Consider the following 12,644-nt stretch of genomic DNA (forward strand, 5'->3'; position numbering starts at 1 on the left):
TATAAGTAAACAATGAGTTTAGATGTAGATGGCTTCGATGAACCGGTCGCAGGTGACAGCGTCACCATTGCAATCAGCAATGACCATCGCCTGATGAAGCTGGCCCAGAAACTTCCCTGGGAGGAGATGCTGAAATTAGTATTGCCCGATTTACAACGTACGGATAGAAAACATTGGTGGATGGGTAGGCCCTTGCGCATACGCATTCATCTTGGTGTTTATATTTTACAACAGATGTTTAATCTCACTGACCGTGCAACAGAACAACAAGTACGAGATAATGCCGCCTTTCAATTGTTTTGTGGTTATGGCCTCATCAAGAAATGGCATGCGCCAGACCATACCAAAATTGAGGCATTTCGTTCTCGATTAAGCCCTGAAACGCAGCGCCGACTTGCCAATTTGATAACACAACAAGCCGTTAAACTAAATTACGCTAATCCCCAGGTGCTTGATATTGACTCTACCGTGCAAGAAGCTAATATAGCCTATCCCGCAATTGCCAATTTATTGGTCAAGGTTGCTGTTCTTGCGTCAAAGGTTGGAAAAGGACTGAATCAATTGTGCTGTGGTGGCATAAAGCGTTACCATGTTGGGCTAAGCAATTTAAAACAAATCGCACTGTATTATTTTAATTTGAAACGTAAGGATGTTGGTGAGGGTATATTATCCGTGGTGCTTCAGCGGTTATGGCGTGAAACGTATGCCGATGTACTGCCTATCTTAAATGATATCTATTTGTTTGGTAATCAGTTGGCATCGGGTAAATATTGGTCGCTTCGCCGCTCTGTCGAGACGCTGAGCTGGCGCGGGACTATGTTATTACAGAATGTACATGGTTATCTTTTTGAAGGCATTATCAATACATCGATTTCTTCATTGCATGCTTATGAAGTCGGCTGTTTTAACAAAGGTAAATTAAATAAAGGAGTGCAGTTTGGTCGCGCTTATCAATTAGGACGTATTGGGGGTAATTTTCTTTTTGTTGGCGAATGCACGTCTACTTATATGCCAGATGCCCAGTCTTTACCGATGATGCTCAATACTCATGAGTATCTTTTTGGAAAGGGGTTGCTGGCATCGGTTGCGACAGATAAAGGATATTATTCATTGAACAACGAACAACTATTGATTGAAAAAGGCGTCCTTGATATTCAATTACCCCGTCCTGATAGGACGCTCAATGCGGCTCGTGAAACAACGCCATGGACAATCAGGCAGTTATTGCATCATCGACGTGCTGGTATTGAGCCTTTGATTGGTCACACGAAACAGGGCGGCCAATTGGGCAGAAGCCGCATGAAATCTGATGCAACCACTAAAAGCGCTGGTTACGCCGCTGTATTTGGATTCAATTTAAGGCAGCTTACTCGTTGTCTTGCAGGCGAGGTACGTCCAAAAGTTGATGTAGTGAATAATATTGCAGCAAATAATGCAAATATTATCGAAAAAATGAGCATGCAATTGGCATGATTGAGATGGATGGGTTCACTCTGATTTTAGCCAGGCGTTAATGCGTTAAATTAGGATTTATCGATTATTTTGTAAGCAAATCATTTCGCGACAGCGACGAGATAAGCATCATCGATTGGGGAGAAACTGTGATTAGCCACCCATTTTTCTCGCTTAATACTTGCTTATGGAATCTGACTTATTTCCACAATATGAAGCAAGATGACATGCAGTATCAAGCACTGCAACAAATCTGCATTTCGCCCTGGTTAGGCAACCATGAAAAACGCGATCTGATAACGGCTTTTAACATCGCCAATGAGCTTTTGGGTGTTTTCGCTGCCTTAGGGTACAAGTTCATGTATGAGGCAACGGCCAACCAATCAAAAACCGTCCAAGACGAACATCCTGGCTCGATAGCAGGTTGTTTAAGAAGCTTCTTGCAGCAGGCAAGCAAATAGCTAGTGTGCCTCTGATGTTTTCTGCGTCACTGCAAATTTCCCAGCAGTGACGTAGGAATATCCAACATCTTTGGGCCTTCCCTACCGAGCCTCAAAAAGCCATTTATCCTGACCCACCGGATAAGCAAGCATGCGCATGCTTACCGAAACGGCACGATAAAAACGAGTTACCTGACCCCCATTAATCAGTTTTTAATCCCCTGAAATTTGGGTACAACCTATGAATTGTGCTATTATTTGCCTCTTTTAATTGAATAAAATTATAATTTGGTAGGTAGGGTAATTTCCATGACGCAACAGATATTGTATTTAGAATCATTGCCAGTTCATGCCTACCAAGATTTAAATTTCGCAATTTTCGTAAAAAATTTGAACGGATCTTATCTCTGGGGAAATGGTTTTTTTATTAGCAAATCAGCTGGATTTCAATCGCTTAGCGAAATTTATTATAAGCAAGACCATCATTTTGTATGGCACCATTATGCAGATCAACTTAGAAAGAATGATCAAATGCTGTTTGAAAATGGTGAGAGTTTAAGTGCTTATGAACAAATATTACGTCATGATGGAAGGATTGTTAATATAATCAGTAAGAAGAGTCCTCTATTTGATAAAGGACTCAATATAATTGGCCTTGTTGGCTTTAGTATTGAATTACCTCAATCGAACATTATAAAGGTCGTAACTCCCAGGGAGTACGAGATATTATCGGTACTATCTGATGGTTATACTGATAAACAAATAGCAAAGAAATTAAGTATTTCTCCAAGAACTGTTGAAGCTCATATTAATAATTCGAAACAAAAATTAGGTGTTAAAACGCGTGCGGAATTAATAGCTCAATTTTCACGTGTGTATCCGTGATTTCACGAAGTTAAAATTATTTCACCACTCCTTAAAATTACTCTGCCTACAACACTAGGTTATAAATTTATTAATAAAAAAAATGGGAGTTAAGGACTATGAAATTAAACATTAGAACTTATGCAGTCATGATGAGTTTATCATTAGCAAGCCATATAGCATTTGCAGAAAACACTATAACTTATCAAAATACGCGTGGTTCAATACTAGAACTGAATTTTAATAAACAAAATACTCTAACAGGGGCCTTTACAACTGCTGTTGCCTCCAAGGAATGTCAGGATGTAATTGGTTTAGCAAGACCAATCATTGGTTATATTGATGGGACTGCCATAACCTTCAGTGTTAACTACCCAACATGTGGTTCCGTGGTTACCCTGACAGGGCATATTAATTCGAATAAAGATAAAATTGATACAATTGCAATTATTGCACACCAAATGTCTAGCATTACTGAAGGCCCAGGATCTCAATTCATCTCACAGGATACATTTATCAAAAGCAAGGACTAAATATAAATATTTGCTGTACCTAGCTGCGTCACTGCAATTTCCCAGCAGTGACGCAGAAAAATCACCTTGATTTTACCGCGTAAAATCAACACATTTCAGCATTTTGTCCGATCCCGCCAATCGGGATTGGACAAAATTCTTTCCAAAATACCTTGCGAAGCAAGCACCGCTTTGCTAATTTGGAATCAAGCATGACTGATGAGCTTGTGAAATTCCGGCGAAACGTCAACCGACGTCTTATGCTAAGCCACTTCATTCCCTAACCCCGTGGCTGGACGTTCAGTAGGGAAAACCATCTAGGAATCTCTGTCATCCGACAGGGCAACTCCCTCGGGAGTTTAAGTCAATTTATTTCAATTTGACCATGGACTTGTATGACAAGAGCCATTGTCTTGTCGTTTTTATTAATCATCAAAACAAGGAGAAAATAAGCACCCAAAAACTGTTGTAAATCGGCGAGATCGTTTGCCTTATAACGATTGATTTGCCCCCCACTTCGAGCTTAATGGCTTTGGCCAGGTTTCATCTTTGAGTGAGCCGCTCGTTCAACACTAAACCAAAGACAGGGCAAATAAATTTTTATCGGATGGGATGATGAGAAAATACAGCTTAAGACAAACTGCCAATCAATACTTAAAGCTCGGCAATCAAGGCAGCTACAAAGTCAAAAAACAACGGGCATATGTTATTCGTAAAATGATCGATGATCTCTATAGCATTGGTGATGTGCCATCTTCCTGGAAGAGCATCCAATCGCATCATATTCACCAACTGGTAGCTCATTGGAAAAAGAGTAAAATACGTACCAGCACTATAATGAATCACATGACTATAGTCAGGCATTATCTAACCAGCATAGATTGCCCCATTCCCAATATAGACAATAAATCCCTGCAACTCAGCAAAGTTACCAAGAAACGTAAAAGAAAACTCAAAATCCAGCACGACCACTGGCACTCATGGGACAATCCAATACAACGTCTCATCATGGCATTACAAACAGAATTTGGTCTGACCTTCAAAGAGGCCATTTATATCAAACCTGAAATTAACATCCAAGATGACAGCATCTGGATAACCAGGAATATTGCATTTAATTCCTTAGATAGAACAATTCCTATCAGATTTGAAATGCAAAAAGCAATCCTCGATGAAATCAAAGAGCTGACTGACGGTAAATCCATTGCTGAATTTAATGATTATGAAGACACCAAAATTGCCTGGCGAAAGACTTTAAAAAAACATGCCCTACCAATTAACAAAGCCTACCGTTATCTCTACGCAAAACAGATGGCTCAGTATCTTTTACCACTGTTGGGGAAATACGAAGCCTTTTGGGTTATTCGCAGCGAAATGGGCATCAAATCCCGTGATTCATTATGGAGGTATCTTAATGAGTAAGTCCAAACTTAAAAATGCCCAGTATTCAATCAATGAATGTATTAAGAAAATCCAAAACTACTCCCACGCCAGCCGAGCAGATATGAAACACATGTTGAATCGATGCGTTAAAGATTTACACGAATTAGGTTACATGGTCACGCACATTAAAGGATTAAAGCCAAAGCACATTCACATCCTGGTTGATCACTGGAAAGCCCAGAATAAAAATCCTGCAACAATAAAAAATTACATGGCTAAACTGCGAAAAGTAGCTTCGGTGCTAAACAAGCCAGAACTGGTTAAACAAGGCAACGACAGCTATCAAATCAATAAACGTAATTACGTTCCTCAATATAATAAAGCAATCAACAACATCGATTTTTCCAAATGCTCAGACCCAATGATCCGTTTATCCTTGGAAGCTCAATCCCTTTTTGGTCTCCGCCGTGAAGAATCAATGAAGATTGTACTTAGTGATGCCTGGCAAGGAAATAAATTGGTTATAAAGTCCAGCTGGACAAAAGGTGGGATCGGGCGCGATATTAAACTAACGAATGAGCAACAACGGCAATGGCTACTTGATGCTATAAAGCAAGTTCCTGCTGGACAATCGCTTATCCCTAAAGAAAAAACCTATAAAAATCATCTAGCTCAGTACCATGAAGTCATAGAAAAAATGGGTTTAAGTAAATGCCATGGGCTTCGTCATGCTTATGCCCAGAGAAGATATCACGAAATTACAAAATCCTATGACAAAACTGGCAATGGACTTATATGTCCAATTCAAGGAGGCAGAATATATAAAGAACTGAATCCCCTTGAAAAATATTGGGATAGAACCGCAAGGGAAATTATTAGCCAGTCCCTTGGGCATTCGAGATTGAGTATTACAAAAATCTATTTAGGAAAGTAAGTTGTTATGTAAAGTTTCAGATAAAACCTCATTAAAATCAAAATATGATCTCCAAAATACTTTACATAATATTCTTACTATTTCGGTGGACTTCTATTAGAGTAGTAGTTCATAAATGTGTCCCTTATAACGATTGGAGCCATTTCAACAGAGATTTATTTTCTTTCCATGTGGGGATTTTGGGTGTCGGTGCAGTACTTACTTTTTCGATAGCTGCGCGTTTCATTTCAAGGTTAGCTCTAGCATAAATTTCTGTGGTTTTAATATCAACATGACCTAAGAAGTCGCGGATAATATCCAAAGAAACTCCGCCTTGTAATAAATGCATTCCTTTTGTATGTCTCAATGTATGCGGACTAATTTTCTGTTTGAATTGAGGATGATGCTTCTGAACCATACGCGCATATTTTTGCAAAATATAATTCACACCAACTCGTGTGAATTTATTGCCTTGACGGTTTTGAAATAATGGGTAATCAAATTGTTCAGAAGAGGTTAGGCCATGTTCATGTAAATAATTTCTTAGTAACTTAACAGTATTATCCATCAAAGGTACTGTTCGTATTTTTCTACCTTTACCTAATATTCTAACCTGAGCAGGTGATTCTAATCGCACATCACCAACGGTAAGATCAATCAACTCCTGAACACGTGAGCCTGTATCGTAAAGTACGCTCAATAATACGGCATCTCGCCGACCATCAGGTTTTTCAAGATTAGGCTGAGCCAGAAGTATTTCTAAATATTCTTTTGACAAATAACCAACTTCAGATCGAACACAACGGCGCAATGGAATAGCTAAAATCTGTTGGCATTGTAATAAAAGTTCAGGCTCTTCTATCTGGATGTAACGAAAGAAAGCATGCAACGTGGTCAGTCTATGATTTAATGTGTGATGAGAACAATGCCGTTCTTTTTCAAGATAAGTAAGAAAGTCATCTACTAGAGTAACATTAATTTGCTCAAGCTCTAACTTTTCAATCACTATGCCTTTAACGTCGCGGCAAAAACCAAGCAGTACTATAAAAACATCACGATAAGCCTTGATAGTATTGGGACTTAAGTGACGTTTTCCTGCTAAGTAATGAGTCAAATAATAACTTAAGTGAATAGAGAAATTAGTAGGTTTCATAACTATCTCCCTTGCGGTATCACACCGCCAAATTGTTCATTCATACGTTTAGTTATATTAGGAAATAATTCAGCAGTCAGATGCAGGTATTTTTGTGTACCTGTAAAATCTTTATGACCAAGGTATGCCACTAGAAAAGGTAATTTAGCATTTAGATCAGCCCCTTCTTCATACCACTGAATTAATCGATGTACAGCAAAAGTATGGCGTAGATCATGAACTCTAGGCCCTTTACCCCTACCACCATGTGATATCCCACACTGATACAATAGCTGACGAAATAAGCTATAAATTCCTGACCCACTCAAGCCTCCTTGCTTGCGACTTGATGGAAAGAAAAAAGCTTCTTCTGTACGCTTTTCTAGGGACTCTTTTTCCATGCGTTGTGCATAAACCCGAAGTCTCTCAACCATATCCAATGCCGGAGGCACAAGTCGATCTTTGCCAAATTTGCCTCTTCTGACAATAATAACGCCCTGTTTTAAATCAATGTCACGGATACGTAAATTTAAGACCTCACTAACACGAAAACCACAGCTATAGAGCAAACGAAAGACTTCTGGTATGACGATGTTTCGCCAGGGGGACTTAGCGTTTGGTTTAAGTTGATCGGCAGCTTGAATAATTTTACGAACTTCTTCATGCGTTAGAATGCGTGGTGAGAACACGAATGATCTTTTAGGAGCAATACCATAAGGTGGCAGAAATGCTGAATAACCTAATCTGATCATCAATCGGGCTAACTGGCGTATCAATACAATGCGCCGTTGCCTAGTTGAAGATTTTTCATTAGGCTGTTGATCCAACCATTGTAGCACAAGATTTTTAGGCAATTCGTTTGGGTTGATACTCGTCTGACAGAGAAAGTGATCAAAATCTTTTAATACTAGAGCAGACGTATCATATTTATGCCCAGCGGTACGTTTTTCTCTAATTAACCGTTTTATCAATGGAGCAAGTGGACTTTCATACTGAAACAGCTTGTGATTAGCGAACATGATCCATCTCCTTTATAGATAATGCTACTTGTCGTAAAGTTTCGACACTCGCTTTTGCATAGATCATAGTTGAATTCATTGAAGCATGACCTAAAATATTAGCAATCAATGAAAACGGCGTATTGTCTTCTAACAAATGAGTAGCTAAGGTATGCCGCAGTGAATGCAAACCCTGCTTCTGTTGGCTTCTAAACTCAATACCAGCCATGTGTCGCCATTGGGCAACGATATGGTAAAGATGAGAATTTTGATTAAATGGTTTAACCGGCGGTCTTAATCGTAAAAATACTTCACGATACTGTGCTTTAGGACGTGCATGCTTTATGTAATCAATAAGTGCGTTTCCTACCTCATTCGTTAAAGGCAGTACCAAAGGTGTTTGAGTTTTGGATTGTATGATAGAAATTGACTCAGATTCCCAGTCAATATCATCAAACTTCAATGTACGAATATCACCTAGGCGCAATCCTAATCGGTAAGCCAGCAATAAAATCGCATAATCTCGTTTACCTCTTGGTGAACCCCTGTCAATTGTATTTAATAACTGCGTGACTAATCCTCGATCCCATACTGATGGGATTTTTGCTTGTTGACAAAAACTCACGCTAGGCATCTTTTCACTTAAATCGATTTCCAATTTACCCTTATAAAGAAGAAATCGGAAAAACACACGTAAGTGCGAAACGATGCTTGCCACTGTTTTTTGGCTAAAGCGAGATAAAGAGCATACATAATCCGATAAATCCTGTGGCCGTATTTGATCAAAGGTGCTTATGTTACGTTTCCCTAAAAAATCAAAAAGCAGACCCAGTTGTCGCAAGCACTCCTGTACAGTATAAGGACGTAAGTACCGCTTTTTTTCACAATACTCTTTATATATTTCCAAGTATTTCTGCATCGATTTTGGCATGTTAAGTTTACTTAAAACGATTTTACATCGTTCAAAATAGCCAAACCGTGCATAGTGCCACAAAATAGTAAGACCATATTCCGCATGTCTTCGCCAGTCTTTGTAGGTATAGGTTGGCAACTCATGCTTAATGTCGTAGTAAGCTAGAAAATCCATCATGAGTTTTTCGGTCAATTTACCTTTATAATTGTTTTGCTTAGCAAAATCGATTAATTTTCGCCACACAGTTTGATAACGACGTATTGAACGTTCATCATAATGAAGCACTTGCAACTGACTTAAAGCAGCAAATACCAGCTCTTCTAGTGTTAACCCTTTTGATTTAGGTTTTCGAGTAATCATACATAATCCTCCGTTAATGAGTGACGACCTTTGTGGCCGCCTGAGTTAATTATCGGAGATATTATGTAAAGTATTTTGGGAGATCGTATTTTGATTTTAATGAGGTTTTATCTGAAACTTTACATAACAACTTACTTTCCTAAATAACTTTAATGAAAAGCTTTTCATTAGATCTACTTAGGCTGACAATCTTTGCTTTTTTAAGTCATCAATACACAATTGCATTTTATAATGCGGTACGAGATGCCATGAAGCTATAAATTCCCCAATGATATTAAATCCAGCCTTTTTATAAACATGGACCGCACGCTCATTAGAAATTTCAGGATCGATAAGTACGATTTTAGAATCAGAAAATTGACTTAAGATAAATTCATGTATCATCTGTACTGATAATCCCTTCCCAATATAATCCAACCTGCAAATAAATAAATCTAATGTAACCGCACCATCAGGATATTCTCCTGATTTCTCTATTTCAGAAGTAATTAAATAAGCGAAGGGGATTTCCTGATCATATGCTATCCAATGAGTAGCCCAAGATTCTCCATCATTCAAAAATTCATGAATGTCTTTTATTGTATTACTTAAACCATCACCATGAAGCCATTCATTAATATGTGGCTGACTAATCCAGTCAAGAACAAGGTCTTCTTGTGTTTTATTCACTGGTTTAAAATGAAATCTGCTCTCAATATTCATGTTCATAATTGAATAACTCATATAGCTTGGATAAAAGATTGGTTTGTATTTGTATACCCACATTTTAAATACTGAATACTTCCGACAGGGTTATTTAATCGTATCATAATCCGAATAAATTTCATGCAAAACCCTTCTTACATCAGTACCCTTAATTGGCCAACATAAGGTTTTCCAAAATGCCCATCCTAAAGCTCGTATCCAGGTATCATTATCCACTTGAACTGCATTTTTAAATACTTCTCGTTCTTCGCTGGAAAAAAAATTCCATGCTATTACCAAATCACACGCAGGATCACCTACAGCAAGCTGGCCGAAATCAATAATAGCGCATAGTCTTCCGCTACGAACTAAAATATTTCCAACAGCAATGTCTCCGTGAACCCAAACTGGCTTTAAACGCCATTCAGAAGAAAGCGCCTGTTTCCATAAAGATTCTGCAGCTCTTTGTTCATGGACGTTTTTAATTTTAGGAATTGCAAGTTGCATTTCATGATCATAGGCCTTTAATGAACCGCCCCGATAAAAATTATGTGCGCCAGCCAAAGGCCCATCTGTAGCATCTACAGATTGAAATTCTTTTAAACTTTTCCCTAATTCTTCTGCAAAACATTTTATATCATGAATATTCTCTCTTGAAGCAGACTCCCCTTCAATCCAACGATTGATACTCCAATGCCAAGGATAAGCTGGTGATGGTTTTCCTAGTGCAATAGGTTGTGTAATCTGGAATGAAAGCTGTTTGGAGAGCCATGGCAACCATCGATATTCTTTATCAATTTGTGGCTCATACTCCTTATCACTAGGCAACCGAATCACCATTTCTTCACCTAAATGAAACGTTCGATTATCCCAACCACTTTGCGCAACTGGATGTATTGGTAGTGATTTCCATTGTGGAAATTGCTCGGCAATGAGCTTTTGGACTAAATTTGTGTCAATTTTTATTTTATCCATTAAGCCCTCTATAGTTTCTTTATTGTAGATTTTCTATGAAACTTGTGCGTAATACCTGCATGCTCAAAATCAAACTCAAATTTAAAACCTAATTTTTCCATAACGCGCAATGATGGATAATTATTGTATGCGGTAAAACAAATAGTGCTAGCCAAATCCAAGTGCTCTTCGGCATACTCCAAGGATGCTTGCCCTATTTCAAATGCTAAACCTTTTCCCCAATAGCTTTGAGCTATTTGATAAGTTAACTCAACTTCCTCTTTTCCCTCAGATATAAAAGTCTTTAATCCCCCTCTCCCAACGTAGTTGTGGGTTTCTTTGTCATACCACATCCAGGGAGCAAAACCATATTGGTTGTAATGCGTCATATCCGATTCCAAACGATTTAAAGCCTGGTCCTCATTGTATGAAACACCATAACATTGAATAAACTCAGGATTTGAAAGCATTATTGCATAGTCTTTGTGACAAGCTACTTGGGGAATAAATGCAATAAGACGGGCTGTTTCAATGAATGGTTTATTAACGCCAAAATGTAAAAAGGCTTTCTTATCTATAAGCTGACAAAATTCATTCTTGGCATTGGCATAATCAATCGTATTATCATATATTTTGCTCAAATTGAGCTTAAGTACTTCATATTCGTTAGCAACATTGGGATAAAGACACAAATAATCGCGAAACAACAGATGCTTCGCATACCAAGAAGAGGGATAAGTAACCAAATGAATCTGATGCGTTCGCTCACCCTGTTCATTGTCTTTTTGGAAATAACGCCGATGTGGAAAAACTGTTTCGAAAACTGGGTTATAACGATAATCCAATGATTCAATTTTTTGGATATATTCGGAAGTAAATTCACTCAAACACTTAACACCAATTAAAATATCAATCACTGGTTTTGCACAAATGCCAGGTATAGCTGTACTGCCAATATGCTCAATTTGGGTTATATTCCTGATACCCAATTGTAATAGCTGTTCTTTTTCAACTTCAAATGCAGCTTTCCATGCAGGATTATGAGGCTCTAAGGTAATCATATTCTAAGATTTTGTATTTAATAATAATCAATAGTGGGCTATCTTAACATAGGTCTTAAAAGTGTATTAAAAATATTCATCATACCGAGGAAAAAATGATTGCGATAAAAAAACTAGACGAATTGCATGTAGATGAATTGTCATCCTATCTCAATCATTATCAAGAAACGACCATGTTCATTAGGAATAATTTATACCACTCGGGAATTACCTACCAAGATGCACCATTTCACGGAGAATATTATGGCTCCTTTGAGAACAAACAGCTTAATGGCGTTTTAGCTCATTATTGGAATGGTAATGTGATGATGCAAGCTGAAAATTTTTCTGCATTATCATCATCATTAATAGATGAATTTAAACTTAAAAGGTCAAGACCAATTGCTGGAATACTGGGTGAAGACTCTCAAGCCAATTTTGTCATCGAAAAGCTGGGCTTACAATCAGCACTGTTTGCTATTAATTATCAGGAAAAATTATTCTCCCTTAATCTTGAAAAAATGATAATACCTCAAGCAATTCATTCATACAGCCACACACTCAAAACAGTGCAAGAGTGTGACATCGATGTCATCAAAGAATGGCTTATCGCTTATCATATAGAAGCACTTGGGGACGATGCGAATAATCCCAAACTTGAACAATCCATTATTGATGAAATTGAAGATACACAGCTTAGCCAAAATCGATGGGTTTTGTTTGTAAATAACACTCCTGTTTCCTTATGTGGATTTAATGCCAATCTACCTGATATTGTACAGCTCGGTCCCGTTTATACCCCTCCCTCTTTAAGAAATAAAGGTTTTGCCAGAGTTGCTGTGTATCTCTGTTTAAAGCAAGCAGCCACACAACAAGTTAAAAGAGCAATTTTGTTCACTAATGATAATTCCGCTATATGCGCATACCTTGCCCTTGGTTTTCATGAAATTGGAAAGTATCGATTGGCCTTGTTAAAATGAGACCTTGTTGGAGGTAATA

The 12,644-nt window shown here is 38.0% G+C and carries 13 protein-coding genes; 7 read left to right on the top strand and 6 right to left on the bottom strand.

Annotation, left to right across the window (positions count from 1 at the left end):
• The first annotated feature begins 12 nt into the window (after positions 1-12).
• From EL203_RS12285 to EL203_RS12320, 6 genes are all read left to right on the top strand, one after another.
• Positions 13-1,473 carry a transposase gene (locus EL203_RS12285; protein ID WP_058470753.1) on the top strand — a complete coding sequence of 487 codons (1,461 nt, stop codon included), beginning with the start codon at positions 13-15 and terminating at the stop codon, positions 1,471-1,473.
• 206 nt (positions 1,474-1,679) lie between these two features.
• Positions 1,680-1,913, top strand: coding sequence for a hypothetical protein (locus EL203_RS12290; protein ID WP_232003953.1), 234 nt, complete (start codon positions 1,680-1,682; stop codon positions 1,911-1,913).
• A 288-nt stretch (positions 1,914-2,201) separates the two neighbouring features.
• Positions 2,202-2,777, top strand: coding sequence for a LuxR C-terminal-related transcriptional regulator (locus tag EL203_RS12295; RefSeq protein ID WP_058469927.1), 576 nt, complete (start codon positions 2,202-2,204; stop codon positions 2,775-2,777).
• 98 nt (positions 2,778-2,875) lie between these two features.
• Positions 2,876-3,289, top strand: a complete 414-nt coding sequence (locus EL203_RS12300; RefSeq protein ID WP_232003954.1) for an avidin/streptavidin family protein — start codon at positions 2,876-2,878, stop codon at positions 3,287-3,289.
• A 594-nt stretch (positions 3,290-3,883) separates the two neighbouring features.
• Positions 3,884-4,690, top strand: a complete 807-nt coding sequence (locus EL203_RS12315; protein WP_058469926.1) for a phage integrase N-terminal domain-containing protein — start codon at positions 3,884-3,886, stop codon at positions 4,688-4,690.
• Entirely contained in the window at positions 4,683-5,585 is a 903-nt protein-coding gene (locus tag EL203_RS12320) for a phage integrase N-terminal domain-containing protein (RefSeq protein WP_058469925.1), read from the top strand. Before EL203_RS12315 ends, EL203_RS12320 begins: the two co-directional genes overlap by 8 nt.
• Before the next feature lie 124 nt (positions 5,586-5,709).
• Here the strand turns inward: EL203_RS12320 and EL203_RS12325 are convergent, their stop codons facing one another.
• The 6 genes from EL203_RS12325 to EL203_RS12350 form a co-directional block, all read right to left on the bottom strand.
• The gene (locus EL203_RS12325) at positions 5,710-6,717 is read right to left on the bottom strand and encodes a tyrosine-type recombinase/integrase (RefSeq protein ID WP_058471942.1); all 1,008 of its coding nucleotides are present in this window, start codon (positions 6,715-6,717) and stop codon (positions 5,710-5,712) included.
• A gap of 2 nt (positions 6,718-6,719) precedes the next feature.
• The gene (locus EL203_RS12330; protein WP_058471941.1) at positions 6,720-7,715 is read right to left on the bottom strand and encodes a tyrosine-type recombinase/integrase; all 996 of its coding nucleotides are present in this window, start codon (positions 7,713-7,715) and stop codon (positions 6,720-6,722) included.
• On the bottom strand, positions 7,705-8,967 hold the full coding sequence (locus tag EL203_RS12335) for a site-specific integrase (RefSeq protein WP_058471940.1): 1,263 nt from the start codon (positions 8,965-8,967) through the stop codon (positions 7,705-7,707). Before EL203_RS12335 ends, EL203_RS12330 begins: the two co-directional genes overlap by 11 nt.
• Before the next feature lie 177 nt (positions 8,968-9,144).
• Positions 9,145-9,675 carry a GNAT family N-acetyltransferase gene (locus tag EL203_RS12340; RefSeq protein ID WP_058471929.1) on the bottom strand — a complete coding sequence of 177 codons (531 nt, stop codon included), beginning with the start codon at positions 9,673-9,675 and terminating at the stop codon, positions 9,145-9,147.
• A gap of 84 nt (positions 9,676-9,759) precedes the next feature.
• Complete coding sequence (locus EL203_RS12345; protein WP_058471928.1) at positions 9,760-10,626, bottom strand: aminoglycoside phosphotransferase family protein; 867 nt, start codon at positions 10,624-10,626, stop codon at positions 9,760-9,762.
• Between the two features lie 8 nt (positions 10,627-10,634).
• Positions 10,635-11,666, bottom strand: coding sequence for a bifunctional GrpB family protein/GNAT family N-acetyltransferase (locus tag EL203_RS12350; RefSeq protein WP_058471927.1), 1,032 nt, complete (start codon positions 11,664-11,666; stop codon positions 10,635-10,637).
• A 95-nt stretch (positions 11,667-11,761) separates the two neighbouring features.
• On the opposite strand from EL203_RS12350, the gene EL203_RS12355 reads away from it, so the two are divergent.
• Positions 11,762-12,625, top strand: coding sequence for a GNAT family N-acetyltransferase (locus EL203_RS12355; protein ID WP_058471926.1), 864 nt, complete (start codon positions 11,762-11,764; stop codon positions 12,623-12,625).
• The last annotated feature ends 19 nt before the right edge of the window (positions 12,626-12,644 follow it).

Origin of the sequence: Legionella jordanis, from assembly GCF_900637635.1 — a bacterium.
GTDB classification, from domain to species: domain Bacteria; phylum Pseudomonadota; class Gammaproteobacteria; order Legionellales; family Legionellaceae; genus Tatlockia; species Tatlockia jordanis.